Raw genomic sequence first — 26,339 nt, forward strand, 5'->3', positions numbered from 1 at the left:
TGCACTAATTTTGAATGTGACACTTCAAAGAAGTGAGTTTGTACTATTTTCATTCGTCATGCTTATATCGGTGTGTATTATTTTATTACTAAGCGTATTTTACGTAATATTCTCAATCATTCGTAATTCACAGGGGCAGATTCGAAGGGAATTGTATTTTATTTTAGCATCACTATTGCTAAGTATTTTACCAATGTTCACGTTGAATTTATTTTTACATTTCTTTAATAGTAGTATTCCGTACTATTATTTATTACCGACGTTAATCATCTTTCCTTTGTATTTACTGTATTCGTTCTGTAAATTTAAGATTATTATTTCAAAATCTTATATGGCTATTATTTTATCGCTATTTCAAATTTGGAATGTCTTGATGTTATGCTCTGTTGTTGTGTTCTATGTATTTTTCTTAGCGCACCCTGATTTAATCAAAATAATTATTATACACAGTTTAATATTGGCTTTAAGTGTGTCACTTTATTATTTCAAAGATCAATATCAGAATAAACATCGCTCAACAAACGTTACGAGCAATATTAATGAGAATATTTACGATACCTTGATTCAAAATAATATTAAGTTATCGAATTATTACTTGTTTATAGAATCACAAGATCAATCTGAGCAATATAGATTCCCAACAGGGACATTTAATTATGATGATATTATTTCTAAGTCTCACATGATTTATGAGCGTTCGGCAATTGCGATAAACCAGTTACATGATATTACTGTTTATGTGCATCGTACTGCAGTAAATAATGCGTTTATTGCATTACATACTTCTGAAATAGATCAATTTAAATATCACGAATTTGTTAGCATGTTAGAGCAGTTCGATTTCTTTATGAAGAATTATTCAACGAAGTTAATGGATGAAGATTACAAGAACCGTATTTATTTATCACATGCGTCACTAGAGGAAGAGCGTGAACGCTTATCGATATTCTTACATGATGATATTTTACAAAACATCATTCTTGCTTTAAATGAGACGAAGACGCTAGATAAAGAGGGTAGTCGTGAGCATGTGGAAGAAATTTTAGATGAGTCGATTTATGCGATTCGTGAGGTGTGTGAAGATTTATTCCCTGCGGATTTAGATGATTTTGGATTAAATGAGAGTTTGAACGGATTAATTCGTCGTCATTTGTATGAATCGATGATTGATATTCAACTAGATTATCAAGAAAGTAACATATTGATAGATAAGTTAGTAAAGATAAGTAGTTACCGTATGATTAAAGAATTGATTAACAATGCAATTAAACATGCGGATGCTAAACATATCAATATTGAGGTAACAGAGTCTGCCGAGGCATTATCTTTCAAAGTTACCGATGATGGTGTGGGTATTGAATACCATAACGTTTCTGATATTTTAGTACGTGGTTCAAATAATGGACTGAAGTATTTAATCAATCAAGTGAGTCTGTTTGATGGGGAGATTGTTTTCTCCGTGTTAGACGAGAGTACACATAAAAAAGGATTGGTAGTTAGTATAACATTGCCGATTGAACAGAGGTGATTCCATGGTAAAGATTATTATTTTAGATGATCATGAATTATTTGGTCATGGTGTGGCTAAGATTATTGAGTCAGAAGATGATTTAACAGTTGCAAAAGTATTTACTGATCCTAACCTTTTATCTCATTATATTAAGACGTTGAAACCAGATGTTGTATTGTGCGATATCAAGATAAAAGATGTGAATGGTTTGAACATTGTAAAGACGTTTTCTTCTAAGTATCCGAAAGTAAAGTTTATAATGCTGAGTGGATATAACTTAGAAGAATATAAGATTAAAGCTTATGAAAATGGTGCAGTTGGTTTTATTTTGAAAGATGAATCAACGGATAAACTGGTTGACGGGATCCGTGCTGTATATTATTTTAATCAAAATTTAAAGCATGAAACAGCATTAGCAAAGCCTTTATTGAGTAATAAAGAAAAAGAAATCTTACGTATGGTTGCAAAAGATATGAAGAATCAAGACATTAGTGAGGCATTATTTATTAGTAAACGCACGGTCGAATATCATATTACAAAGTTGATTCGTAAACTCGGTGTTGAATCAAGGCTGGGTGCTGTTATTAAAGGTATTCAGCTTGGGATAATTGAGGAAAGTGAAACAAATTTATAGATATAAGGATAGAGCGTAGACATTTGTCTACGCTTTTTATTGTATGTAAATATTGATAATATCCATAAATGATATAAAGAATGTTTGCCCGTTGCTAGTCACTGTGCCGATGATAATTGCTGCCCATTGGTCAATTTTTTCAATGGTCATCCCAATAGAGTGAATATATCCATTTGAATAATACTCGATAGTTACATCTTGTTGTTTAGCGAGCGCGATGTGGAGTGTTTCATTAATCTCTTGCATACGATCTTCGGATAATTCGGGACGTTCTACTTTATTCTGATTCTCAATTTGACGTTTAACATCAGCGAATTGTTGTGGCATCGTCGCGAATGGTGCCCATTTAATCATGCCACGTCCTTTCGGAATATTGCGATTGAGTTTATGTTGTTCTACATTTCGATAATTGGTTTCGCCATAAATAGGGTGAATCATAGCCTCACATCCTTATTCTTTTCTTTTATTATACGAACATACGTTCTATTTTTCAATAAAAATAAGCAGTGGAATTTTCCACTGCTTAATTGTTAGTCTTAAATTGATGTTTACCAGGAAGATTCAGGGCAGTTACCACGAGTATTACACCGATGACACCAAGTAATGCGACATAAACACTCATCATGACACTATTTAGCACAACGCCGATAATTAATCCGGAACTGGCAACGAGGCCAGCGCCACTGTAACCAAGTGAACTGAAAGCAATATAGCTCGCACGTGCATCTTCAGGCATAAGCTTCGCCATATATACTGAATAAATAGGACTTTGAATCAATTCTCCAATGGTCGCAAATAAAATACAAAGCATGAGAATCCACCACGTTGAGAGCGTATGCGTCATTGCATAACCGAAAGTATACATTAATCCACCAATGACAAGCATTGTACGTTGGTTAAAGGGTTCAACAAGTTTATTGACTAAGAATGTAATGGTTACAACAAGTATCGTATTTTCGATTAACATTAAACTCATCATACGGACGCCATCAATATGTATGCCGAATAAATCAATGGGTTTAAACACTTCATGCAACCTAACGCCAATATAGTTCGTCAGTGCAAATTCAGCCGAGAAAATAAAAACGGCAGCCGCAGTAAAAAGAACAAAACGTGTATCTTTAAACGCCACTTTATATTTACCAAATAAATCTCGAATCCAGTGTGTATTAACGATTATCTTTTCTTTTTGAGTCGTTGGATCTTTTAAGAAACGATAGAAAATAATCGTATTTATCACCATTATCGCTATGATGAACAAAAAGAGTAAAAAGCGATGGTCTTTATAGAACAAGCCACCGATTGCGGTACCAACAGCAGTTGCTAAGTTATTCGACCAGTAGGTTGTAACATAAACAGACTTTCTACTTTCTTCATCCGTAGAATCGATAATCAATGCTTCAAGAGCCGGAAATATCATCGCGCTTGGAATTGCCAAACACATGAAAATAATTGCGACAATCCACGCCATATTAATATTAGGATGAATGAATATCGCCATAATGGTAAATAAGACTGCAAATATAGATTGTCCCCAAATCAGTTGACCTTTTCGACTGAAACGGTCTGCAAAATAACCACCGACCAGATTACATAATAAGCCGAAAATAACGTTGAAAGACATGAGTAAACCAGATGTTACTTTTCCAAGTTCATCTGCAATATATAAAACCATAAAAGGCATCACACTCATAGAAGCAGCATGGTCAAAAAAACCACAAATAATACGCAATTTAACGTTAGCAGGGAAGTCTTTATATTTCATAGGTGATACCTCAAATTTTCTCTTTTTAATTTATTATATTTCATAATAATCAGAAAATATAGATAAAAAAATAAGTTAAGACAAAAGTCCTAACTTATTTTGTAATCGCAAGCATGAGTTCACGCGCAACTTTCGCTGCAACTGCATTAGAAACACCACTATGGTCGTATGGTGGTGACAACTCTACAATATCAGCTGCAACAACATTCAGTTGTTCAAATACTTTGAATGCAGGTTCAAGTTCTTTATATGTTAAACCACCTGGTTCAGGTGTGCCTGTTCCTGGGAAGATAGAAGGATCTAAACAATCTAAATCGATTGTTACATAAACGGGTGTACCCCCAAGAATGTTTGGTAAGTCATTCAAAGTATCAATGGAGAATTTTTCGAGAGTTGTATGTGTGTTACTCCAGTCAAATTCTTCTTTCGTTCCAGAACGAATACCAAATTGAAAGATACGATTGTCTCCTACAATATCATGAATTCTGCGAACAACTGTCGCGTGAGATAATGATTCTCCCATGTAGTCGTCACGTAAATCTGTGTGTGCATCGAGTTGTACAAGTACAACATCAGGATATTTTTCGTGCACAGCACGGAAAGGGCCAAGCGTTACTAAATGCTCTCCACCAAGCATAAACGGTAGTTTGTTTGCATTTATGATAACGCGCGCTGTATCTTCTAATTCTTCTAACACTTTTACTTTATTACCAATGGTAATATCAACATCACCTGTATCGATAATATTTACGTCTTCTAAATCTTTATCAAGGTAAGGACTATACGTCTCTAAACCGTAAGATTCAGAGCGAATTGCATCTGCTGCGAAACGTGTACCTGGTCTATTAGAAACTGTACCATCAAAAGGAGCACCATAAATGACAGTTGTTGCGTCTTCAAATGAAGCGTCACAGCTCATGTAAACATATTTATTCGGCTTCATCAGCTAACATCTCCTTAACGAAAGTAGGTAACATAAATGCACCAGTGTGGATGTCAGTATTATAGTATTTTGTTTTGATACCAAGGGCATTCCAAGCATCTAAATCAGCATCTTTTAAAGGATCAAATGATTTAGAGGCGAAGCCAAATAACCAGTGTCCTGATGGATATGTTGGCATATGGAATTGATAAACACGTGTAATTGGAAATAATCCTTTGATTTTAGAGTGTGCACGTTTCATTTCATGAGCATAATTTGTGTAATATGGTGACTCATGTTGGTTAATCAAAATTCCATCATCTGTTAATACACGGAAACAGTTATTGTAGAAATCGTGTGAGAATAAACCTTCACCCGGACCGATAGGGTCAGTTGAATCTACTAAGATTAAGTCGTAGTAGCCAGCTTCTTTATTTTTTACGTAAGCTAATCCGTCTTCGAATAATAATGTCACACGAGGATCTTCTAATTTAGAAGCTGTGATTGGTAAGTATTCTTGAGATAAACGCACAACACGTTCGTCAATTTCAACCATATCAATTTGTTCGATAGAAGTATAACGTGTTAATTCACGGACAGTCCCACCATCACCGCCACCAATAACAAGGACTTTTTTAATTTTGGGGTTTGTAGCCATTGCCACATGTGTAATCATATCGTGATAAACGAATTCGTCTTTCTCGTTGACCATCATTAAACCATCTAATGTGAAAAATGTACCGAATTCCTCTGATTTAAAGAAATCAGTTTGTTGGAACGGTGTTGTTTCAGTTAAGATATGTTCAGTTGTCTTAATAGAAAACTTGACGTTATCCGTGTGATTCTCTGTATACCATAAATCTAACATGTATATTTCCTCCTATGCTTCTATTGGTTTGAATGATTCTACGACAATTTTACCATTTGAATATTTTTCGATTTTGTCTGCCATACCGCGTCCCATTTCGAATGAATCAGATAACTCAGCTTTTAAAGCAGTTTGTAAGAAATCTTCAGCTTTCCAAGGATCAACTGAATCACCACAAGTGAATACGTCTACTGAAGCGTACCCGTATTCTGGCCAAGTATGGATGGCTAAATGTGATTCTGAGATGATAACAGCACCACTTACACCATATGGATTGAATGTGTGGAAACAGCTTTCTACGATAGTTGCACCAGATACAACTGCTGCTTCGTTCATGATGCGTTCAATTGAATCATGGTCTTTTAATATATCCTGGTCACAATTATAATACTCGATTAATACGTGTCTACCTAATGTAGTTAATTTCATTAATAAATTTCTCCTTTATGATCAATAATAAATACTTCATTTTTGTTTTCTGCACCAATTTTAATGATGGGTTGATTATTAATAAACGACCAATAATCAATGGTCTTTTGGGTAATACGTTCCCCAGCCATTAGTATTGGAATACCGGGAGGATAAATCATTAAGCTTTCAGCACAAATCTCATTAAGTGCTTCGTTTAAAGGAACACTTTTCTTTTCAGCGTAGAATACATCGCGTAATCCCATCATCTGCTCAGGAATATCCATCTGCTTTAAGATGGGGGGTATGACTTGTTGCTTCGGATTGAAGTGATTACGACTAATATCTACAAGTGCGTTAAACAGTTTGTTGAGTCCATCCTCATTATCCATAAATGAAACAATTCCCATAATAATATTAGGTTCTGCAAGTTCCATCTGAATATCGTACTGATCGCGCAGAAGATGATACACTTCAAAGCCAGATAAATCTAAAGCGTGATCGATGTATATCGTAAGCTTTGTTACATCAAGTTGTTGATGATAGTTCTTGTAGAAGGCATCAGAATCAATCATATGAAATCCAGGTACTTGATTGATCCTTTGTTTAAAGTTGCGCACAAGTTTAAGGTTATGTTCAATGCGTGATTGACCATTTAAGGCAAGATGTTGTCTTGCAATATCAAGTGACGACATCAATAGATATGATGCTGACGTTGAGGTAAGCATATTCACAACACTTTTAACTTTGTGTAGATTAACACGTGTACCACGTACAAGTAATACACTCGTTTGTGTAAATGAGCCACCTGTTTTGTGAAGGGATGTTGCTGCCATATCAGCACCAGCTTCCATGGATGACATAGGCAAATTGCTCGAAAATCTAAAGTGAGCACCATGTGCTTCATCAATAAGGACAGGTATATTGTGCTGATGTGCAAGCTCCGTAATAACCTTTAACTCACTGACAGCACCGAAATACGTGGGATTCATCAGGAGAATTGCACGCGCATCTGGATGTTTTTGGATAGCTTCTTCAACACTTTTGACACTCACGTTATGTGCAATGCCAAATGTTGTATCAAACTCCGGAATCAAATATATTGGCGTAACGTCTGCTAAAGCCATTGCATTAAGTACTGACTTGTGAACGTTACGAGGTAAGATAAGTTTATCTTTAGGCTTACAGGTAGAAAGAATCATCGCCTGTATCCCTGACGTCGTACCATTGAGTAAGAAGTGTGCATCATCTGCTAAAAATAAATCAGCCATTAACTGTTGTGCGTCTAAAATGACCCCTGTTGGATGGTCAAAGTTATCGAGACGTGGCATCGAGTTAATATCATGACGTAAAGTACGATTGCCGTAATAGTTAAGGCGATAATCCTTATCTAATCCACGTTTATGACCAGGAACGTCAAAGCTAGTTACTTGCTCATGCTCATATACTTTTAAAGCAGAGAATAATGGTGTTTTGGTTTGTTGTGTTATATCAATAGGAGAAAATTGTTTTTTTAGATGAGTGTTTAACATAATACACTCCTTTATCGACTTATTTTATGGTAAATATTAGTTTTACTTAACTTATTGTATGGTATTACTGTTCTTTTATTAATACCAAACAAATTGTAATGTATTACTAAACTATTAGCAATATAAATTTTAAAAATTTTCAATATTATTTTCAACTTTTCGCATTGTTGAATTGAATTTGTTAGAATGAAAGAAATAGGAGGCGATAAAATGAAAGAGGTAAAAGGATATATTGGATCATATACAAAGCATGATGGTAAAGGGATTTACAACTTTACACTAGATACAGAAGCGAAGACAATTAAGTCGGTAGAGACTGGTTATGAAGTGCCTGCATCTACATATATTGTGCAACATGATGACAAACTATATGGTATTAAAAAAGTAGACAGCCAAGCGGGAATCCAAAGTTATCAAATCAAAGAAGATGGTAGTTTGGAAGTGATTAATGAGAACTTATCTTCAACTGATTCTGCATGTCATATATGGGTTACTAAAGATGGCAAGTATTTATTAGAAGCGGTTTATGGACCAGGATTAGTACGCATGTATAAATTAAATTCTGAAACAGGTGAAGTTTTGGAATTAATCGATACAGTACAACAAGAAGGAACTGGACCACATGCTGAACGTCAAGATCATGCACATACGCATTACATACAAGAAACACCAGACGGTAAATACGCAGTTGCCGTAGATTTAGGCACAGATGAAGTGATTACTTTTACGTTTGGTGATGAAGGATTTAAACGTGTTCACACATTAGATGTTGAACCAGGAATGGGACCAAGACATTTAGTGTTTAATGAGAATGGAAAATATGCTTATCTTTTTACAGAGTTAAGCAATGAAGTTGTCGTATTACAATATAATAATGGGCAATTTGAAATGCTTGATAAATTACCGACAGTACCTAGTAATTTTACTGAGAATACTCAAGGAGCGGCTATTCGATTGAGCCATGATGGTAAATTTTTATACGCATCAAACCGTGGACATCAGTCAATTGCAGTATTTAAAGTTACAAATGAAGGTGAAAAAATTGAATTAGTTGAAATCGTTGGAACAGGTGGAGACTGGCCACGAGATTTCAATATTGACCCAAGCGATTCATTCTTAGTATGCGCTCATGAAGTAGACGGCGTTTTATCTTTATTCGAAAGAGATAAAGAAACAGGTCGATTAACGATGATTGAGAATAACAAACGTGCACCAGAAGGCGTATGTGTACAATTTTTATAGTGCTATGAATCCTACCTCATTAGGGGTAGGATTTTTTGTACAACATAAAAAGAAATAAAATAAAAATATAAAAAGAGGGAATTACATGAAGATTGCAGTATATCAAATGGAAATTGTTCCTGGTGAACCTGATAAAAATATTGAGAAAGTAAGGTCATGGATAGCTACACTTAAAGATATTGAAATCGCAGTACTTCCTGAAATGTGGAATACTTCATATATGTTGAATCAGCTGCAAGAGATAACATCTGAAAATGGAGAAAGAGAAATTACAGCAATAAGTGAATTAGCGAAGCGATATCAAATAAATATTGTTGCAGGGTCCATTGCGGTTAAAGAAAATGGAAAAATCTTTAATCGAGCCATTGTGATAAATAAGATAGGAGAAGTCATCCATCAATATGATAAATTACATTTAGTACCAATGTTAGATGAACCAAGCTATTTAACTGAAGGGAATAAAATTTCCATATTTGAGATAAATAATGTGAAAATGGGGATAATCATTTGTTATGACCTACGATTTCCAGAACTATCACGTAAACTAACTTTAAACGGGATAGAGGTATTATTTGTAGTAGCAGAATGGCCGGTAGAGCGTATAGACCAATTTGAGAAATTATTGTATGCCAGAGCAATTGAAAATCAAGTCTATGTGATTGCAAGTAATAGTATTGGGAAATGTAATGGAACAATTTTTGGAGGAAAATCGATGGTTATTAACCCGTTAGGTGACGCTTTAACAAAAGGAATACTAGGAGAAGGAACAATTCAGTCTAACATTAATATAGAAGAAATAAACAAGATTAGAACTGAAATACCATTACTGAATAGCTTGAGAAAAGAAATATACTGAAGGAATATGCATTAAAATTTCAAAAACTTAAATGTCACAAAATTGTCACATTTAAGTACGAATTAAAAAACGACATAATGAATGTAATATAAAAAGCCTATAGTAAAAAAATTTCTATTCAAAATTGTTATAAGAATATATCAATATCGTAAAATGAATTATTACACTAATTCAGTAAGATTGTGGGAATAGATTAAAAGACAGGAAAAAATTATTACTAAAGAAATCTAATTGTGTGACGTTATGAGAGTAAAGTTAAATGTAAAAAATAGTAAATAACATGTGCGGAAAATATAGACAAAATAAATCTAAATAATACTGAAAATTATATTAATTTAAATCTTAAACGTTCTAATTAAGGTTTACTTACGAATGTAAACCCTTTAAAATTAAAGTGTATAATGTGTTGAATATAGCATTATTGCATTGTTTTTCAATTTTAAAGGAGGATTTTGTTATGAAAAAATCAAACAAAAGTAAGATGGATTTCCTACCTAACAGATTAAATAAGTTTTCTATTAGAAAATTTTCGTCTGTAGGTACAGCGTCAATTCTTATCGGATCTTTAATGTTTTTAGGAAATCAAGCAAATGCGGAAGAAACATCAACAGCTGCTGCAGATAAGACGCCAACCACTGAAGAAGTACAAGCAACATCAGAAGCTACATATACTATTGGAGACAAGACTTGGTATGACTACAACAAAAATAATATGTATGATGCTGCAGAAGATAAAGGAATTGCTAATATCAAAGTAAAAGTATACGAATATGGTGGAGCTCTAGTTGGAGAAACTGTTTCGGATGCGAATGGTAACTGGAGTATTTCAGGACTGAAAAACGGAAAATACAAAGTAAGCTTCGAAGCACCCGATTTAACTTATCAAGCAGTGCGACAAAATGAACATATGGGAACAGGACAAAACTCTGTTGGTCCAACAGATGCTCTATTTGAAATTAATGGATCAGACAATTTTAATCTAGATCAAGGATACATCGTACCTGGATACAATATTGATGATCCAGGAAAAATTGATCCACCAAAAGAAGAACCAAAACCGGATCCAGTTGAACCGGAACCAACACCAGTTGAACCGGAACCAACACCAGTTGAACCAGAACCAACGCCGGACACTGGAACATATTCTTTAGGTGATAAAGTATGGGCTGATAAATTAGAAGAAGATACAAAAGCGCCAAATAATGTTCAAGACGCTGACGAAGTAGGTATTGAAGGTATTAAAGTAACGTTACATGATTATGCGGGTAACTTTGTAGGTGAAACTTACACTGATGCTAACGGTCAATACAGATTTGACAACTTACCAAACGGAACTTACCGTGTTGACTTTGAAACACCGCTTGGCTGGTCACCAGTAATTGCTAACTTAGGAAACGAAGTTATTGATTCAGACGGACCAGTTGCAGTATTAGCAGATATCAAAGGTGCTAATAACATGGATGTTGATCAAGGTTACGTTAACAATGGTGGTGGAGCTGTAACGCCAGACCCAACACCAATTCCAGACCCAGTTAAACCAGATGGTAAATACTCTATCGGGGATAAAGTATGGTGGGATGATCAAGCTAAAGAAGGAAACTTAGATAATTTACAAGATGCTAACGAAGCTCCAGTTAAAGGATTAAAAGTTACAATTAAAGATGAATCAGGTAACTTAATTGATACGAAATACACTGATGACAATGGTCATTATCAATTTGATAACTTACCAAACGGAACTTACATCGTTAACTTCCATAATCCATTAGATTGGCAGCCAGTAATCGCTAACTTAGAAGCAGATTTACATGATGTAATTGATTCAGATGGACCGACTGATGTACGTGTAGTAATCAATGGTGCAAGCAACTTTAATGTAGATCAAGGTTATGTACTAAAGACTGATTCTCCTGCACCAGTTGACCCGGTTGATCCACCAACAGATCCGGTTGACCCACCAACAGATCCGGTAACGCCTCCTGGTGGTGGAGAACCATCACCATTACCATTACCACCAGAAGTATGTACGGTAGTTTCAATTGGAGACGGAACACCTGGAAACCTATCAATTGGAAACAAAGTATGGTGGGATGCAAACCGTAATAACATGCAAGATGCTGGAGAACACCCAGTTGTAGGTCTACGTGTATCTTTACGTGACTATGCTGGTAACACAATTGATGAGACATACACTAATGCTTGGGGAGAATACGCGTTCCACGGTTTAGCAGAAGGAACATACATTGTAAACTTCCATAACCCATTAGATTGGTCACCAGTAATTGCAAATATCGAAGCAGATTTACATGATGAAGTTGATTCAGATGGACCGACTGATGTTATCGTTAACTTAAAAGATAAATCTAATGCAAATGTAGACCAAGGATATTACGGTGAAGGCCAAGCTGGACCTGACTGTGATACTGGTGTAACACCACCTGGAGATAAAGACCCAGTAACACCACCTGGAGATAAAGACCCAGTAACACCACCTGGAGACAAAGACCCAGTAACACCACCTGGAGATAAAGACCCAGTAACACCACCTGGAGACAAAGACCCAGTAACACCACCTGGAGACAAAGATCCAGTAACACCTCCAGCAGACAATGGTGGAGATGATAAAGGTGGAGATGACAACTCTACGCCATTAACACCTCCTACTGATAGTGGAACAACACCTCCTGCTTCAGGAAATGTTGATACACCTAAAGCTTTAGACACTGCTCAACCTGCTGAAGGTCAATTACCTGATACAGGGGAAGCAAGTAACGCAGCATTAGCAACAGGTGCAGCTGCTGCAGCATTAGCTGGTGGCGCATTAATCGTTGCTTCTCGTAAAAGAAAAGAAGAAGAAATTTAAATTAAAGTACTAAAAAGGAAGGTCAATGTGACCTTCCTTTTTATGTTGTTCTGTTTGGATAAATTTTATTTAAATACTTGTTTTATATATCTGAATTTACCTTTGTAAGGAGGGAACATAATACCAGATTCCAACTTAGTACTTTTCGTCATATAGCCTTTTTGGTGGCTGAATAATTCAAATGTATATTTACCATGGTAATGCCCAATGCCTGAATGGCCCACTCCGCCGAAAGGTAAGTAAGGATTAGCAACGTGCATTATTGTGTCGTTTACGCATCCTCCACCAAATGAAACTCGGTTAAATACATCTCTAACAAAGTCGTAATCATCACTAAAAATATATAAAGCAAGTGGCTTTTCAAACCCTTTAATAATAGGGAATATTTCTTCTTTATCGTTATAACCGATTATCGGTAAAATCGGTCCGAATATTTCTTCTTTCATTGTTAAATCATTTAGTCGCGCATCAATTATAGTTGGATCAATATGTAATACATCTGCTTTCGAATTACCTCCGATTAATATGCGTTCACTTGCTTCTTCAATCATTGCTGTTAAACGGTTAAAATGTTGATCATGAATGATATTACCGTAATCTTCACTTTCAATCGAATTATCACCATAAAATTCTTTTAAAGTGGATTTCATTGCTTTAATGAATTTGTCTTTAATCTTATTATCAATTAAAACATAATCTGGTGCGACACAAGTTTGTCCTGCGTTCATGAATTTCCCAAATGCAATGCGTTCTGCAGCAACTTTAATATTCGCTGACTCATCAACAATTGTAGGGCTTTTGCCACCTAATTCAAGTGTTACTGGTGTTAAATGTTTACTCGCTTTTTCGTAAACGATTTGGCCAACTTTTGGACTGCCTGTAAAGAATATATAATCAAAACGAGTATCAAGTAATGCTGAGGTGACTTCTTTTTCACCTTGAACAACATGAACATGTTCTGGTGCAAATACTTCTTGTAAAATTTGCTCAATCATCATACTTGTTTGTGGTGTGTGTTCAGAAGGTTTCACGACAACACAATTTCCTGCAGCAATAGCGCCAATTAGTGGAGACATTACGAGTTGGAAAGGATAATTGAATGGTCCGATGATTAGTACTGTACCATATGGTTCATACATCACATAACTTTTGCCTGGAAATTGCATCATCGGTGTATTAATTGATTTCTTTCTACTCCAATTTTTAATTTCTTTAATATAGGTTGTAAGTTCTTTTAATACAATCCCGATTTCGGTAGCATAAGCTTCAACTTTCCCTTTGCCTAAATCACTATTTAATGCATCCATGATATCAGTTTCATGCGCTTTAATTGCTTTTTTGAGCGCTTTTAGTTTCTTTCTTCTGAATTTAATTTGTTTTGTCTCATGTGTTTCGAAATAGTTTTGCATATTCTTAATATCTTCTTGGATTTTCATGAAAATTCCTCCATTAACTTTAATTAAGGTGTATACTATTTAATAAATATATGAAAATAAAATCTGGGGTGAAGTAAATGAAATTTGGTCTTATCGGCACGAATTGGATAACAGACCGCTTTATAGAAGCGGGGATAACAGTACCTGAATTTGAACTGCATAGTGTATATTCAAGAACGATAGAACGCGCACAGAGTTTCGCAGAAAAACATAAAATCCCTAACTTTACAGACGACATGGATGTATTATTAAATGATCCTTCTGTTGAAGTTATCTATATTGCTACTCCAAATATATTACATCATCAGCAAGCAATACAAGCAATGAATCACGGGAAACATGTATTATGCGAAAAACCCATAGCTACGAGTGAGAAGAATTTTAATTTAATGATTCAAGCGATGCAAAACAATAATGTGTATTTCATGGAAGCAATGAAAAGTATTTATTCACCATCTTTTATGAAATTACACGATTGGATACAAGAAATTGGTGAGATTCGCCGAGCAAACTTTCATTACAATCAATACTCTTCTCGCTACGATAAATACAAAGAAGGTATAATTGAAAATGCTTTTAAACCTGAATTAGGTAATGGTGCATTAATGGATCTTGGTGTATATACAATAAGTCCATTAGTCAATCTATTTGGTATGCCGAAGACGATTCAGGCAATCGGAAAATTATTATCTACAGGTGCAGATGGGCAAGGTACAATTATATGTAACCACCATCAAATGACGTCAGTATTAAGTTATTCCAAAATAATAGATAGTCATTTGCCATCTGAAATTATTGGGGAAGAGGGCATAATATTAATCGATAAAATCTCTGCTCCGAATAAAGTTCAAAAATTAAATAGAAATGGTGAAGTCATTGACGAAATCATAAGTGAGGCACCACCAATGTCTTATGAAATTAAGCATTTTATAGATGCTGTTAAAAATAAAGACATTAATGCCTTAAATTTAGAGACGACACATCACACAATGAAAGTGTTAGATGAAGTAAAAAAACAAATTGGCATTTTAATTAAATAAGATATTGATTATTCTGAAAATTTAAATTATAATAATGACATACCATTTTTTCATTCTTTCAAATATTAAAAAGAGACGCATCTTGCGTCTCTTTTGTTATTTAATGAGATATTGTAAACTCTTATCTCTTTCCATAACATTACGTGCATAAGAACATAATGGAATGATTTTTAAATTATTTTCTTTTGCATAATCTGTCACTTTAAGGACAAGATCCTTGGCAATACCTTGACCACGAAGTTTTGGATCAGTGTATGTGTGATCTATTACAATAGTATCTTGTCCAGATGGTTTGAATGTAATTTCAGCATCGGGGTATGATTTATCACCGATGTAAAATATATTATCACCTTGTATAATATCCATTACTTATCACCTCGATTCAAAAAAACGTTCGACGCCATTTTAAGATAATGCTTCTGTTAATTGTGGGACTACTTGTTTCTTACGTGAAACAACGCCTTCAAGTAATGCTGTATTATTGTCTAAGGCAACATTGAAAGCTTTTGTAACAGCTTCTTGTTGTTGTCCTAATGCTAACACCTTAGAGTTAGAGTTTAAGATATCAGTTACAACTAATAGGAATAGTGCATAGCCTTCTTGTGCAGTTTCTGCATTTATCGCATTTTCTAATTCTTCTTGTCGACTTAAAACTTCATCAATATCAACAGTGTTTACTTGTGCAACGCGAACTTCATATTCACCCATAGAGAATGATTTTGCATCGATATTTAATAATTCTTCTGGAGTTTTGTCAGATGTTTTCGCACCTGCTTTTAACATTTCTAATCCGTATGTTTCTAAATCAATGTTAGCAATTGCAGCTAATTCCTGTGCAGCATTAACGTCTTCTTCGGTACATGTTGGAGATTTAAATAATAGTGAATCTGAAATAATTGCAGAAACCATTAGGCCAGCAATCTCAGGTTTAATTTCAACACCATATTCTTTATACATTTTGTTTAAGATTGTCGCTGTACATCCTACAGGTTCAGCACGGTAGTATAAAGGTCCAGCAGTTTCAAAGTTTGCAATACGATGATGATCTACTACCATTAAGATGTTTGCATCTTCAATTCCATCAGCTGATTGTTGGAACTCGTTATGATCCACTAAAATAACATCTTCACCATGTAAGCGTTCAATTACACGTGGTGCATTTAAGTTGAAATGTTTTAATGCAAATTCAGTTTCACCATTTAAATCCCCTAAACGCACCGCTTCAATATCTTTTCCTAAAGCTTTTTGTAAGTCTTCCATTACTAAAGCTGATGTTACTGTATCAGTATCTGGGTTTTTGTGTCCGAAAGTTAAAATTTTCATGAATAGTCTCCTTTAATTGTAATCTATCCTTTATTTTATCACGATTAATCTATCTCTTCTACAGTCATGCCTAATACATTTTTGAAGTGTGCTAGCGCAAACTTGTGTCCATCTGAATTAAATGATGCGACAGCATGCTCATCAACAACCATATCAAATCCTAAATTGTAACCATCTACTGCTGTATGCAATACACAGATGTCTGTACACACACCAGCAAGTTCTATCGTATTAATATTTCTCTCTCGTAATAATTGGAACAGTGGAGTGCCGCTAAATGCACTATAACGCATTTTATCAATCCAAAACACATTTTTCTTATCTTGATCGCGTAAGTATAATTGATGCAGTTTGCCGTATAAATTGCGTCCTGCTGTCCCTTTAATATTATGTGGTGGGAACAGTCTAGTCTCTGGATGCAAAGTATCATTCTCAAAATGCATATCCATTAACACGAATATAGGTGCTTCTTTTGCCATATAAGCTTCCCATTTCTTAGCTATTGTATCTTCTAATACTATAGCGGGCTTCCCACATGTTAATTTTCCGTTTAATGCTACAAAATCATTTGAATAGTCAATTAAAAGTAGTGCATTAGTCATGTTTGTCGTCTCCTTCAATATCATAATAATTAATTTAATAGTATAAACACTTAAATTAAGGGTATAATCTTAATTACAATTATAAATGATTTGAAGGTGTAATAAATGAAAAAGATAAATATTAAAGATTTCGGTGCGAAAGGTCGCAATGTATTCTACGATACAATTGCAATACAACGTGCGCTGAATCAAGCGAAGAAAGAACCAGTAGAAGTGTATGTTCCTGAAGGAACTTACTATATTGGTTATGAACTTGTGATTTACGCCCATACGTATTTACATTTACATCCGAATGCAGTATTTCGTCGTATGAGTCCATTTGCAATGCTTAAGAATGGTAAGAAAAGCGAAAGTTATAAACGTTATGACGGTAATGGATACATTAAAATTGAAGGTGGAACGTTTGATCAATATGGTCATGTCTTAAATTTTAACAATAGTATTATGTCATTAGGTCATGCACGTGAAATTGAGATTAAAGATGTGACGTTTAAGAATGTTGTGCAAGGTCATGCAATTGATGCATGCGGTATTAATGGCTTTAAAGTAACAGGATGCAAATTCTTAGGATTCCGTGATGATGAGGGTACACGTTCATTTAGTGAAGCTATTCAACTAGACTTACAACTTAAAGATTCATTTCCGAAGTTCGGTGAGTATGATGGTACGGTAACGAAAAATGTTATCATCGAAGATTGTTACTTTGGTAACTCAGACGAGCCGATGATGAAACCGTGGAATCGTGCAATTGGAAGCCACGCGAGTACTTATGAAATTTATTATGAAAATATCACGATAAAAAACAATACATTTGATAAAACGGGTGACTATGCGCTGACATTCCTGAAATCGAAAGTACTTCATGTACATGACAACACATTTAATGATTGTAATGGTGGGATTCGTTACTTAGGCACAAAGAAAGGGAAGTATTCACTTGATTTATTTGGCAATGATCATGGTGCAGAAGCAGGTGAAATGACGGTTATTCGTAATAATCATTTTCATTCAATCAATGAAAAATATGCGATATTATTCCAAAGTTTTGAGGGGAAAAAGAATAAGGACATTTATATAATTGATAATGAGTTTAGTGAAGATAATACATGTACAATTAAAATCGGTAAAGCTAAAAATGTTGTATGTATTGAAAATAAAAACTTAAAAAAAATTAAAAGAATCGAAGTCGATGATTTCTATACAGAAGCAATAGCTAAAGATGAATCTGTTGGGGAATTATAAAAGCAACATGTCCTAATGAAAGGGACACGTTGCTTTTTTCTTTTTGTAATAGAAGTTTGGTTCGTAATATGAATTGTCATAACCCTTATGCCAGTTGTGGACAAGTGAGGGTGAGATTGGTGGTATTAGCCAAGTCCAGTCACCTGTTACATTTCTATTTTGTGAGGCTTCATTTTCTTCAAACTTCAAGAATTGCCGGCTAGCATTGTAATGGTCAACGATAGAATAACCTTGTTGTTTGAAAGAATGATAAACTGCATAGTTCAATTCCACCACAACTTTATCACGCCAATAATTTGTTGTTCGAGTTGTATCCAAGTTCATACTTTCAGCGATTGGTTTAAGTAGATTGTATCGATATTCATCTAAGAAGTTTCGACTTGCAATCTCACTTTCCATATACCAACCATTGAAAGGGCAAAGTGGATAAGTAATCCCACCAATTTTTAAGTCCATACTTGTGATAATCGGTAAGGCATACCAAGTTAGCCCAAGTTGATTAAAATGTGGGAACTCAGGATGTTCAATGTGGACTTCTTTTATGATTTCTGTAGGTAAGTCATACGTCATATACTTCTGATTTACTTTATAAAGAAGGGGTAAGTATTTTCCGAAATCTTGATAACCAGTTCGTTTAATTAAGCTTTTAGTATCTGCTACGATTGGATCGTCACTATACCGTATTAATTGATCATTCAATAATTCGAAATTAATCTTGCTTTCTTCCTGAAAAATAGTGATTGTAGGTATAATTTTTCCACAGTTTGTGGCACTAACAATATGCGCTTGTAAAGCATTAATAAAGTCATGTTCATCTGTGATATGCCGCATATCAATAACCTGTAATTTATCCCAGAATAATCGACCGATGCAGCGATTACTGTATCGCCATGCAAGTCTTGCGCCATAAGTTAATTCTTCGGGCGTCTGAATATAAGTTCCTGTGCGTTTAATTTCATCGTCAATTTCCTTTATTCGAAGTGTAATTGTGGCTGCATCCCAATTTAATTCTTTTCCAATCTGGTTGATGAAATCTGTTGCTTTTTCTATCATCAATTTCACCTCAATCTCTATAATTTCGATTGTCAATAACTATCATAACATTTTATAGAATACTTTTGAGAATGAAATAATTTGAGTTATAAACTGATTACCAAGATTGAATATCTTTACGTTCACCTTTAAAATTATTTTGTTTATTGTGACGTAATGCTAGTTCCTTTTCGACATCTTCGTATTTTAAATTTTGTTGATACATTAATACTGCTAGGTGATAAAGTAAGTCACTAACTTCATTCTTAAGTTCTTCTTTATCATTTTTTAATGCAGCAATCACAACTTCAAATGATTCCTCGCCAAATTTCTTAGCAATTTTATCTATACCACTATTCAATAAATATTGCGTATAACTTTTATCATTTTTTAATGTTGCGCTGGTTACAACAGTATTAATTAAAGATTCCAATGTTACACTCGGTTTAAGATTGAAACATGATTCAGTTCCGTTATGGCAAGTTGGACCTATGGGATTGACTTGAATTAATAACGCATCTGAATCGCAGTCTAATGCCATTGAAACAACATGTTGAAAGTGACCGCTCGATTCACCCTTAGTCCATAAACGTTCTTTTGAACGAGAATAGAAAGTTACAATATTTTCTTGGACGGTTTTATTGTATGCTTCTTCGTTCATATAACCTACCATGAGGACATTTTTATTTATTGCATGTTGTAGTACCACAGTTAATAATCCTTTATCAAAGTTAGGTTTCATATGCATCGTACAGCCACTCCTTCTTTAGTTAAATACGTTTTGAGATCATGAATTAATAATTCCTGATCATGAAATATACTCGCTGCAAGGCATGCAGAAACGTCAGTTTCTTTAAAGCATTCTGCAAAGTGAACTTGATGACCAGCGCCGCCTGAAGCAATAATAGGTATATTAGAAATACTTTGAATTTTAGATAATAATTGATGGTCAAATCCTTGTTTCATACCATCATAATCCATTGAAGTAACAAGTAATTCACCTGCTCCACGTTTCTCAACTTCAATTACCCAATCAAGTACAGGTATAGATGTGGGTTGTTTGCCACCATGTGAGTAACAGAACCAATCATTTTCCTTAGGATGCCACTTTGCATCTATAGCAATACAAATACACTGGCTCCCAAATTTCTGACTGGCTGCATTAATAATATCAGGACTACGTAATGCAGTACTATTCAATGAAACTTTATCAGCACCGGACATGAGTAGGGCAGTGATATCCTCTAAATTTTGTATACCGCCACCAATGGTTAAGGGGATAAAGAGAGTTTCTGATGTTCTTTTAATGACTTCTAACATTAAATCATGTCCTTTTTCAGTTTTAGAAATATCTAAAAATACGAGTTCATCAGCCCCTGAAGCATTATAATATTTGGCGAGCTCAACGGGATCTCCAATATCACGTAAGTTTTGAAATTGAACACCTTTAACAACCATGCCATCTTTGACATCCAAACAAGGAATGATTCTCTTTTTAATCATTTAATCCCTCCCAGAATGCATCATTGTTACATGCTTTACCAACTATTGCTGCATGTGCACCAATAGCTTCAAGCTTTTTGATATCTTGTGCATTTCTAACTCCACCCGATGCAATAATAGGTAGTTTTGAAATTTGAACAAGTTTTTCAGTGATTTCGAAATTTGGCCCATTCAATTTACCATCTTTCGTTATATCTGTGTAAATTACACCACCTAAAGGATAGTCATTAATTGTGTTAATCATTTCTGTAACTGTTAATTTACTGGTCTCTAACCAGCCGTTCAAAGCAATATCCTCTTTAAATGCGTCGACAGCTAAATAAATACGACCTGGGAACTCCAGTGTAATAGATTTTAACCATGCTAAATCTGTTAATCCTTTTGTACCTATGATTAAATAGTCAGCACCAATATTAAAATAGTACAGGACGGTTTCAAGTGTTCTGATGCCTCCACCAATTTCTACAGGAAGTGTTGATATTTCAATGAGTTGCTGTATTGTGTTTTGTTCTGCTGGCGATTCTTGCTTCGCACCGATTAAATCAATAATATGAATACGTTTCACTTGAGGGTGAGTTGCATAAAATGCAATTGCTTCTTCTGGCGTACGTTTCATTTGTTCTTTAGTACCATAATTACCTTCAGTTAAACGGACATTTTGTCCGTCAATAATGTCTATAGCGGGCCATATTTCAATCATTATTAAAACCTCCATTTAAAGCGCTTTGTAAAATTTCTAAACCGTATGTACCACTTTTTTCTGGGTGAAATTGAATACCAATAAGGTTATTTTGTTGCACAATTGCCGGTATCATTTGACCATAATCAGCAACAGCAATGATATTGTCTGCCATTGGTGCAATGTAAGAATGTATAAAGTAAACATCTTTATTCAGCACTTGATATTCGCTTATTAAGTTATTCCACCCAAGGTGAGGCACAGGTAAGTCTGATTGGATGTGTGTAACTGTACCCGGAATAAAAGACAAACCGGCAGTATTGCCTTCTTCGCTGTATTCATATAGAAGTTGCATACCTAAACAAATACCAATAAAAGGTTTAGAATCTTTGTATTGAGTTAATAAAGGCACTAAATCATATTGATTAAGTTTGTGCATAGCATCTTTATAATGACCTACACCTGGAAGGATAATGTGGGTAGCAGCTTCAAAGTCAGTTGCATTGCGCGTTAACTTTGCTTCATAACCTAAAGTTTTTAATACATTGATTACATTTTGGATATTGCCTATACCATAATCTACAACAGCTATCATTCAATCACACCTTTTGAAGACTCAATTCGATTATTCTTTTTTTCTAATGACATTTTTAGACTACGTGCAAATGATTTGAAGATTGCTTCAATTTCATGATGGGTATTGCCTCCTCGTATTAAATCAATATGCACTGTCATACGTGCATTGATCACTACAGCACGGAAAAATTCTTCTACAAGTTCAGTATCGAAAGTACCTACTTTTTCTTTTGAAAGTGACGCGTTATAAGATAAGTAGGGTCTTCCACTTATATCCGTTACTGTTCTCACTAGTGTTTCGTCCATCGGAATATACGAAGTACCATAGCGATTGTAAAATTTCTGTTCCCGATAAAGTTCTAAAATTGCTTGTCCCAATGCAATACCTATATCTTCAGTAGTATGGTGATCATCGACATCAATATCACCATGGACGTCAAGACACAAAGATAAACCTGAATGAAATGTAAATAGGGTCAACATATGATTTAGGAATCCGACTCCAGTGTTGATTGAAGAATCTCCAGTTGTATCTAATTGTAGTTTGATTTTTGTTTCTAATGTATCACGATTAATTGAAATCATTTTGTTCTCTCCATTCATGAATCAATTGTTCAAATTGATTTAAATTATCTTCAGTTGTAATTGAATAGCGCACGGCATCCTTTAATATAGTGACGTCTGGATAAGTTCTTACACTAAAGTCATGTTGTTGAATAAATGTACCTAGTTTAACGGCATGTTCTCCATATGTGAACACGAAATTGGTTTCGCTGTCTATAATATTGATGATGTCTCGATGTTGGTTTAATATTTCCTTTAATCGAGAAGCAAGTTGTATCTGTGTTTGCATAAATGAATTGATTGCTGAAGTGTCCTGGATAAAGGTTGTCGCAATTTGTAGTGATAATGAGTTCACAGGGTAGGGGTGTGCGACTGTATTAAGTCGAACCAGGACTTCGGGAGCAGCAATAATAATACCTATACGTAATCCAGCAAAACCGTATGCTTTGCTTAAAGTTCTCATCTGAATAATATGTCGACCTTTTGGTACTGTATATGCACGACTAAATTCGATATATGCTTCATCTAATATTAAATAACCATCGACCAAAGACATAGCATTAGCTATGCTTTGAATAAAATCATTATTAAACAATTGACCTGTCGGATTGTTGGGTTGACTTAATATGAATAAATCAGGTTTTACGATTTCAATTTCTTTGATGATGCTTTGAATATCAAACTGAAATGTATCATCACAATCTATATAGTGAACTGTACGCCCGAATTGTTGTGCGTAAGTTGTATACATGACAAAGTCAGGGTTTAATGTCATGACATCTCCCGTACCAAGCGTCATCATACACTTTTGAATCCATTCATCAGAGCCGTTAGCAACACTAATCTGTTCTATTGGAAGTTGATTATAGTGAGAATATGCTTTGATGAAATCAGCATGTTCTTCTTCAGGATATTGATTAAATTTACATTGCTTTAAAATAGTAAACAAAGTCTCATTTGAGAGGGGAAGAATAGGACTTTCATTTTTGTGCATTCTAATCAAGTTAAATCATCCTTTCTAATTTGAATAGAAGCTGCGTGAGCAAATAAAGATTCGGCTTGAGCAATGTTAATTGCAGCATCCATATTTTTTTTAAAAGTCGCTTTTGAGATATCCATCACAGAATTAGAAGTTAAGAAATCATTCACAGTTAAACCATTGATAAAACGTGCATTACCATTCGTTGGTAGTACGTGGGATGGGCCAAGGACATAATCACCCATCGCTTCGGGCGCATATGGTCCTATAAATAATGCACCAGCACGATTGACACCTTCGATATATTTTTGAGCGTCAGCGGTTTGAATTGAAACATGTTCTGAACTGATTAAGTTTAATACTTCAAAGTTCTCTTCAATACTGTTAGTCAGAATACTATAATGATGGTTCTTTATACTCTCTTTAATAATTTCTTTACGCGGTTGTTCATTAATGAGACGCGCTATTTCATCTTCAATTTTCAATAATATTGATTCGCTTGTTGAAACGACAAACGTTCTCGCCAATTCATCATGTTCTGCTTGTGCCATGCAGTCATAAGCAATATGTGTTGGGTTTTGGTATTCATCAACAGCTATCGCAATTTCACTTGGACCAGCAATTGAGTCAATACCGACTTCTCCAAAGACGAGCTTTTTTGCGAGAGCTACATATTGATTGCCTGGACCTACAATTTTATCTACTTTCGGAATAGATTCAGTACCATAAGTTAGTGCTGCAATTGCTTGAGCACCGCCTACTTGAAATATACGTGTGACACCAGTAATGTAACAACAAGCTAGGACGATTGGATTAATACCTCCTATTTGAGGTGGTGTGACAACTATAATTTCCTTTACACCCGCAACTTGAGCTAATGTTGCTGTCATTAATACAGATGAGGGATAGCTTGCTTTGCCACCAGGAACATAAATACCTACGGCATTTAATGGATGATAAACTTGATACATTTCATCTTTATTATGCGCTGTACGATATTTAATTTTTCTTTGGTAAGTCAATATATTCTCATATGCCTGCATTAAGTCTTTTAATAATGAAGCATCAACTTGATCATAAGCCGCTTTAATATCAGCTTGTGGCACTTCTAAGATAGGGGTCGAAACACCATCGAATTGTTCATTGTATTGCTTAATTGCAGCATCTTTATTCATTTTTACATTTTGTAGAATTTTGAGGACATCCGCCATTTTAGAAGTATCTAAAGAATCAGTATCTGTGTATTGTTTAATAAATTTGTCTTTTGTAATCATTTGGTCACCTTCAATTGTTTAATAAAATCTTGAATTGCTTCTGATTTCGTGAAGTACGCATGCTTATTACAAATCAATCGTGCATTGACATCAAACATGTAATCTTTTTCAATTAAATTATTCATTCGCAATGTTTCCCCAGATTGGACGATATCAATTATGCCATCACTCATACCAATTAATGCAGCAAGTTCAACTGAACCATTTAATTTAATCACTTTAGTATCCATTCCGCGGTTATAAAAATAATTTTGGGCAATATTAATATATTTACTTGCGACAATTTTCATGTCTTCGATATTTACTTCTGGCTTTGCTGCTACTGCGAAATGGCACAAGCCGAAAGGTAAATCGAGTAAATGGTTTACCTTACGATTCTGTTCAATAAGCACATCACTTCCAGTAATCCCTAAATCTGCAGTTCCTTCAGCAACATACGTTGGCACATCATCGCCTTTTACAAGAAGGAATTTTACAGTTTCTGTTTCTATGACTAATTCTCTTTGTATATTTTCGAAATAAGATTGATAAATACTATCTACTTCTTTTAGATATTTGATAAAGTCTTTCAGTTGTCTGCCTTTAGATAATGCAATTGTAATCATTTCGTCACCCCATTATCTGGATTAAGCGCAAAGCCAATCGCCTCTGACTGATTCAAATAAAGACCACCAGTTGCAATAGGTAAATCCGCGTTTTTTTGGTAAAAATTAAAAAATAATGAATGATAATATGAAAATTTTGGTGATTGCGTGATATCAATATAAATATTTGAGATGTTCTGTGCCTTAAATATATCAATCCATTCTTTCATGCGTTGCACTTCATATAAATCATTAAATTGTTCGATTAAATAATCAGTTTGTTCTATCGGAGGCAGTGTAAATAATTTCACGATAGGGTGGTTATTCCCAAGTGATTTACTAAGTAGTGATACATTTTTATATTTAATTTCTTCTTTCAAAGATTTTAATTGTTCTGTTGTTAATAAATCATCTAATAATCGGTATGAACCAACTACAACCATATTGATAGGATTAAAATATTGATTGATAAATTGATTAAACTGATTAAATATTAAAGATTGTTGTTCAGTTTGAAAGGATTCAATACCAAACTGTGTTAAAGTTTTTTGTTTACGTATAACAGGTCCCACATAGCATACATTGTCAGGATTTATATGATATTGATGCATGTATTTTCGAATCGCATCAGTAAAATCATAGCGCATACTATACATTTGTTGATTGTAATGCCAGACTGAACGTTCTTTCATAGAAGATAAATCATCCGTCGTTAATTCATTATAGTTATATGTTTCTACTATTGGACTGGAAATGATGGAGTAGTTTAAGTTATCAAAAAATTGAAGAAAATTGAGTTCTAATTGTTTTTCTTGTAATAATGTATTGTTATTTTTAATAAACATGATTACCTCCCGCTTTAGTTCTCTACCATGATAAAGTAATTTTGTATAATATAACACCCA

27 protein-coding genes are annotated in these 26,339 nt (G+C 34.5%); 7 read left to right on the top strand and 20 right to left on the bottom strand.

What is annotated here, in order from left to right:
• The first annotated feature begins 151 nt into the window (after positions 1-151).
• Both ACMGE9_RS08645 and ACMGE9_RS08650 read left to right on the top strand, forming a co-directional pair.
• Positions 152-1,528 carry a sensor histidine kinase gene (locus ACMGE9_RS08645; protein WP_414042396.1) on the top strand — a complete coding sequence of 459 codons (1,377 nt, stop codon included), beginning with the start codon at positions 152-154 and terminating at the stop codon, positions 1,526-1,528.
• A 4-nt stretch (positions 1,529-1,532) separates the two neighbouring features.
• Positions 1,533-2,144 carry a response regulator gene (locus ACMGE9_RS08650; protein ID WP_414042397.1) on the top strand — a complete coding sequence of 204 codons (612 nt, stop codon included), beginning with the start codon at positions 1,533-1,535 and terminating at the stop codon, positions 2,142-2,144.
• Positions 2,145-2,180: 36 nt separating this feature from the next.
• Here the strand turns inward: ACMGE9_RS08650 and ACMGE9_RS08655 are convergent, their stop codons facing one another.
• From ACMGE9_RS08655 to ACMGE9_RS08680, 6 genes are all read right to left on the bottom strand, one after another.
• Positions 2,181-2,582 (bottom strand): YolD-like family protein, encoded by a 402-nt coding sequence (locus ACMGE9_RS08655; protein WP_414042398.1) that lies wholly within the window; start codon positions 2,580-2,582, stop codon positions 2,181-2,183.
• Positions 2,583-2,667: 85 nt separating this feature from the next.
• Positions 2,668-3,909 carry an MFS transporter gene (locus ACMGE9_RS08660; protein WP_414042399.1) on the bottom strand — a complete coding sequence of 414 codons (1,242 nt, stop codon included), beginning with the start codon at positions 3,907-3,909 and terminating at the stop codon, positions 2,668-2,670.
• A 94-nt stretch (positions 3,910-4,003) separates the two neighbouring features.
• Positions 4,004-4,852, bottom strand: coding sequence for an agmatinase (gene speB, locus ACMGE9_RS08665; protein WP_414042400.1), 849 nt, complete (start codon positions 4,850-4,852; stop codon positions 4,004-4,006).
• Positions 4,839-5,699 carry a polyamine aminopropyltransferase gene (gene speE, locus ACMGE9_RS08670; RefSeq protein ID WP_414042401.1) on the bottom strand — a complete coding sequence of 287 codons (861 nt, stop codon included), beginning with the start codon at positions 5,697-5,699 and terminating at the stop codon, positions 4,839-4,841. The genes speB and speE overlap by 14 nt, the downstream gene beginning before the upstream one ends.
• 12 nt (positions 5,700-5,711) lie before the next feature.
• On the bottom strand, positions 5,712-6,128 hold the full coding sequence (speD, locus tag ACMGE9_RS08675; protein WP_414042402.1) for an adenosylmethionine decarboxylase: 417 nt from the start codon (positions 6,126-6,128) through the stop codon (positions 5,712-5,714).
• Complete coding sequence (locus ACMGE9_RS08680; RefSeq protein WP_414042403.1) at positions 6,128-7,639, bottom strand: aminotransferase class I/II-fold pyridoxal phosphate-dependent enzyme; 1,512 nt, start codon at positions 7,637-7,639, stop codon at positions 6,128-6,130. The genes speD and ACMGE9_RS08680 overlap by 1 nt, the downstream gene beginning before the upstream one ends.
• Before the next feature lie 210 nt (positions 7,640-7,849).
• On the opposite strand from ACMGE9_RS08680, the gene ACMGE9_RS08685 reads away from it, so the two are divergent.
• The 3 genes from ACMGE9_RS08685 to ACMGE9_RS08695 all read left to right on the top strand — a co-directional run bounded on the left by ACMGE9_RS08685 (position 7,850) and on the right by ACMGE9_RS08695 (position 12,600).
• On the top strand, positions 7,850-8,881 hold the full coding sequence (locus ACMGE9_RS08685) for a lactonase family protein (protein ID WP_414042404.1): 1,032 nt from the start codon (positions 7,850-7,852) through the stop codon (positions 8,879-8,881).
• A gap of 85 nt (positions 8,882-8,966) precedes the next feature.
• Positions 8,967-9,737: a carbon-nitrogen family hydrolase gene (locus tag ACMGE9_RS08690; RefSeq protein WP_414042405.1), complete on the top strand. Its 771-nt coding sequence runs from the start codon at positions 8,967-8,969 to the stop codon at positions 9,735-9,737.
• Positions 9,738-10,194: 457 nt separating this feature from the next.
• Positions 10,195-12,600: an SdrD B-like domain-containing protein gene (locus tag ACMGE9_RS08695; protein ID WP_414042406.1), complete on the top strand. Its 2,406-nt coding sequence runs from the start codon at positions 10,195-10,197 to the stop codon at positions 12,598-12,600.
• Between the two features lie 65 nt (positions 12,601-12,665).
• On the opposite strand, the gene ACMGE9_RS08700 is transcribed toward ACMGE9_RS08695, so the two are convergent.
• Entirely contained in the window at positions 12,666-14,036 is a 1,371-nt protein-coding gene (locus ACMGE9_RS08700) for an aldehyde dehydrogenase (RefSeq protein ID WP_414042407.1), read from the bottom strand.
• 77 nt (positions 14,037-14,113) lie between these two features.
• Between ACMGE9_RS08700 and ACMGE9_RS08705 the strand changes: the two genes are divergently transcribed.
• Entirely contained in the window at positions 14,114-15,076 is a 963-nt protein-coding gene (locus ACMGE9_RS08705; RefSeq protein ID WP_414042408.1) for a Gfo/Idh/MocA family protein, read from the top strand.
• 96 nt (positions 15,077-15,172) lie between these two features.
• On the opposite strand, the gene ACMGE9_RS08710 is transcribed toward ACMGE9_RS08705, so the two are convergent.
• Genes ACMGE9_RS08710 through ACMGE9_RS08720 form a run of 3 tightly spaced genes read right to left on the bottom strand, consistent with a single transcriptional unit; the run spans position 15,173 to position 17,001 of the window.
• Complete coding sequence (locus tag ACMGE9_RS08710) at positions 15,173-15,442, bottom strand: GNAT family N-acetyltransferase (RefSeq protein WP_414042409.1); 270 nt, start codon at positions 15,440-15,442, stop codon at positions 15,173-15,175.
• A 39-nt stretch (positions 15,443-15,481) separates the two neighbouring features.
• The gene (locus ACMGE9_RS08715) at positions 15,482-16,399 is read right to left on the bottom strand and encodes a manganese-dependent inorganic pyrophosphatase (protein WP_414042410.1); all 918 of its coding nucleotides are present in this window, start codon (positions 16,397-16,399) and stop codon (positions 15,482-15,484) included.
• 44 nt (positions 16,400-16,443) lie between these two features.
• Positions 16,444-17,001 carry a cysteine hydrolase family protein gene (locus ACMGE9_RS08720; RefSeq protein WP_414042411.1) on the bottom strand — a complete coding sequence of 186 codons (558 nt, stop codon included), beginning with the start codon at positions 16,999-17,001 and terminating at the stop codon, positions 16,444-16,446.
• A gap of 105 nt (positions 17,002-17,106) precedes the next feature.
• Between ACMGE9_RS08720 and ACMGE9_RS08725 the strand changes: the two genes are divergently transcribed.
• Complete coding sequence (locus tag ACMGE9_RS08725) at positions 17,107-18,243, top strand: glycosyl hydrolase family 28-related protein (RefSeq protein WP_414042412.1); 1,137 nt, start codon at positions 17,107-17,109, stop codon at positions 18,241-18,243.
• A gap of 12 nt (positions 18,244-18,255) precedes the next feature.
• On the opposite strand, the gene ACMGE9_RS08730 is transcribed toward ACMGE9_RS08725, so the two are convergent.
• From ACMGE9_RS08730 to ACMGE9_RS08775, 10 genes are all read right to left on the bottom strand, one after another.
• Positions 18,256-19,299 carry a nitric oxide synthase oxygenase gene (locus tag ACMGE9_RS08730; protein WP_414042413.1) on the bottom strand — a complete coding sequence of 348 codons (1,044 nt, stop codon included), beginning with the start codon at positions 19,297-19,299 and terminating at the stop codon, positions 18,256-18,258.
• Positions 19,300-19,393: 94 nt separating this feature from the next.
• Positions 19,394-20,023: a bifunctional phosphoribosyl-AMP cyclohydrolase/phosphoribosyl-ATP diphosphatase HisIE gene (gene hisIE, locus ACMGE9_RS08735; RefSeq protein ID WP_414042414.1), complete on the bottom strand. Its 630-nt coding sequence runs from the start codon at positions 20,021-20,023 to the stop codon at positions 19,394-19,396.
• Complete coding sequence (gene hisF / locus ACMGE9_RS08740; protein ID WP_414042415.1) at positions 20,014-20,778, bottom strand: imidazole glycerol phosphate synthase subunit HisF; 765 nt, start codon at positions 20,776-20,778, stop codon at positions 20,014-20,016. The genes hisIE and hisF overlap by 10 nt, the downstream gene beginning before the upstream one ends.
• On the bottom strand, positions 20,771-21,478 hold the full coding sequence (hisA, locus tag ACMGE9_RS08745; RefSeq protein WP_414042416.1) for a 1-(5-phosphoribosyl)-5-((5-phosphoribosylamino)methylideneamino)imidazole-4-carboxamide isomerase: 708 nt from the start codon (positions 21,476-21,478) through the stop codon (positions 20,771-20,773). Before hisA ends, hisF begins: the two co-directional genes overlap by 8 nt.
• Positions 21,471-22,052: an imidazole glycerol phosphate synthase subunit HisH gene (gene hisH, locus ACMGE9_RS08750; RefSeq protein WP_414042417.1), complete on the bottom strand. Its 582-nt coding sequence runs from the start codon at positions 22,050-22,052 to the stop codon at positions 21,471-21,473. The genes hisA and hisH overlap by 8 nt, the downstream gene beginning before the upstream one ends.
• Positions 22,049-22,618: an imidazoleglycerol-phosphate dehydratase HisB gene (gene hisB, locus ACMGE9_RS08755; RefSeq protein WP_414042418.1), complete on the bottom strand. Its 570-nt coding sequence runs from the start codon at positions 22,616-22,618 to the stop codon at positions 22,049-22,051. The genes hisH and hisB overlap by 4 nt, the downstream gene beginning before the upstream one ends.
• Positions 22,605-23,591, bottom strand: coding sequence for a pyridoxal phosphate-dependent aminotransferase (locus ACMGE9_RS08760; RefSeq protein WP_414044482.1), 987 nt, complete (start codon positions 23,589-23,591; stop codon positions 22,605-22,607). The genes hisB and ACMGE9_RS08760 overlap by 14 nt, the downstream gene beginning before the upstream one ends.
• 5 nt (positions 23,592-23,596) lie before the next feature.
• The gene (gene hisD, locus ACMGE9_RS08765) at positions 23,597-24,850 is read right to left on the bottom strand and encodes a histidinol dehydrogenase (protein WP_414042419.1); all 1,254 of its coding nucleotides are present in this window, start codon (positions 24,848-24,850) and stop codon (positions 23,597-23,599) included.
• The gene (gene hisG, locus ACMGE9_RS08770) at positions 24,847-25,455 is read right to left on the bottom strand and encodes an ATP phosphoribosyltransferase (protein WP_414042420.1); all 609 of its coding nucleotides are present in this window, start codon (positions 25,453-25,455) and stop codon (positions 24,847-24,849) included. Before hisG ends, hisD begins: the two co-directional genes overlap by 4 nt.
• Entirely contained in the window at positions 25,452-26,279 is an 828-nt protein-coding gene (locus tag ACMGE9_RS08775; protein ID WP_414042421.1) for an ATP phosphoribosyltransferase regulatory subunit, read from the bottom strand. Before ACMGE9_RS08775 ends, hisG begins: the two co-directional genes overlap by 4 nt.
• Positions 26,280-26,339 lie beyond the last annotated feature (60 nt).

Origin of the sequence: Macrococcus animalis, assembly GCF_047425875.1 — a bacterium.
Taxonomy (GTDB): Bacteria; Bacillota; Bacilli; order Staphylococcales; family Staphylococcaceae; genus Macrococcoides; species Macrococcoides animalis.

Bases quoted from the DNA above. Each gene is read 5' to 3' on its own strand.
- ACMGE9_RS08650 (WP_414042397.1), top strand. From the start codon at position 1,533: ATGGTAAAGATTATTATTTTAGATGATCATGAATTATTTGGTCATGGT.
- ACMGE9_RS08655 (WP_414042398.1), bottom strand. From the start codon at position 2,582: ATGATTCACCCTATTTATGGCGAAACCAATTATCGAAATGTAGAACAA.
- ACMGE9_RS08660 (WP_414042399.1), bottom strand. From the start codon at position 3,909: ATGAAATATAAAGACTTCCCTGCTAACGTTAAATTGCGTATTATTTGT.
- speB (WP_414042400.1), bottom strand. From the start codon at position 4,852: ATGAAGCCGAATAAATATGTTTACATGAGCTGTGACGCTTCATTTGAA.
- speE (WP_414042401.1), bottom strand. From the start codon at position 5,699: ATGTTAGATTTATGGTATACAGAGAATCACACGGATAACGTCAAGTTT.
- speD (WP_414042402.1), bottom strand. From the start codon at position 6,128: ATGAAATTAACTACATTAGGTAGACACGTATTAATCGAGTATTATAAT.
- ACMGE9_RS08680 (WP_414042403.1), bottom strand. From the start codon at position 7,639: ATGTTAAACACTCATCTAAAAAAACAATTTTCTCCTATTGATATAACA.
- ACMGE9_RS08685 (WP_414042404.1), top strand. From the start codon at position 7,850: ATGAAAGAGGTAAAAGGATATATTGGATCATATACAAAGCATGATGGT.
- ACMGE9_RS08690 (WP_414042405.1), top strand. From the start codon at position 8,967: ATGAAGATTGCAGTATATCAAATGGAAATTGTTCCTGGTGAACCTGAT.
- ACMGE9_RS08695 (WP_414042406.1), top strand. From the start codon at position 10,195: ATGAAAAAATCAAACAAAAGTAAGATGGATTTCCTACCTAACAGATTA.
- ACMGE9_RS08700 (WP_414042407.1), bottom strand. From the start codon at position 14,036: ATGAAAATCCAAGAAGATATTAAGAATATGCAAAACTATTTCGAAACA.
- ACMGE9_RS08705 (WP_414042408.1), top strand. From the start codon at position 14,114: ATGAAATTTGGTCTTATCGGCACGAATTGGATAACAGACCGCTTTATA.
- ACMGE9_RS08710 (WP_414042409.1), bottom strand. From the start codon at position 15,442: ATGGATATTATACAAGGTGATAATATATTTTACATCGGTGATAAATCA.
- ACMGE9_RS08715 (WP_414042410.1), bottom strand. From the start codon at position 16,399: ATGAAAATTTTAACTTTCGGACACAAAAACCCAGATACTGATACAGTA.
- ACMGE9_RS08720 (WP_414042411.1), bottom strand. From the start codon at position 17,001: ATGACTAATGCACTACTTTTAATTGACTATTCAAATGATTTTGTAGCA.
- ACMGE9_RS08725 (WP_414042412.1), top strand. From the start codon at position 17,107: ATGAAAAAGATAAATATTAAAGATTTCGGTGCGAAAGGTCGCAATGTA.
- hisIE (WP_414042414.1), bottom strand. From the start codon at position 20,023: ATGCATATGAAACCTAACTTTGATAAAGGATTATTAACTGTGGTACTA.
- hisF (WP_414042415.1), bottom strand. From the start codon at position 20,778: ATGATTAAAAAGAGAATCATTCCTTGTTTGGATGTCAAAGATGGCATG.
- hisA (WP_414042416.1), bottom strand. From the start codon at position 21,478: ATGATTGAAATATGGCCCGCTATAGACATTATTGACGGACAAAATGTC.
- hisH (WP_414042417.1), bottom strand. From the start codon at position 22,052: ATGATAGCTGTTGTAGATTATGGTATAGGCAATATCCAAAATGTAATC.
- hisB (WP_414042418.1), bottom strand. From the start codon at position 22,618: ATGATTTCAATTAATCGTGATACATTAGAAACAAAAATCAAACTACAA.
- ACMGE9_RS08760 (WP_414044482.1), bottom strand. From the start codon at position 23,591: ATGCACAAAAATGAAAGTCCTATTCTTCCCCTCTCAAATGAGACTTTG.
- hisD (WP_414042419.1), bottom strand. From the start codon at position 24,850: ATGATTACAAAAGACAAATTTATTAAACAATACACAGATACTGATTCT.
- hisG (WP_414042420.1), bottom strand. From the start codon at position 25,455: ATGATTACAATTGCATTATCTAAAGGCAGACAACTGAAAGACTTTATC.
- ACMGE9_RS08775 (WP_414042421.1), bottom strand. From the start codon at position 26,279: ATGTTTATTAAAAATAACAATACATTATTACAAGAAAAACAATTAGAA.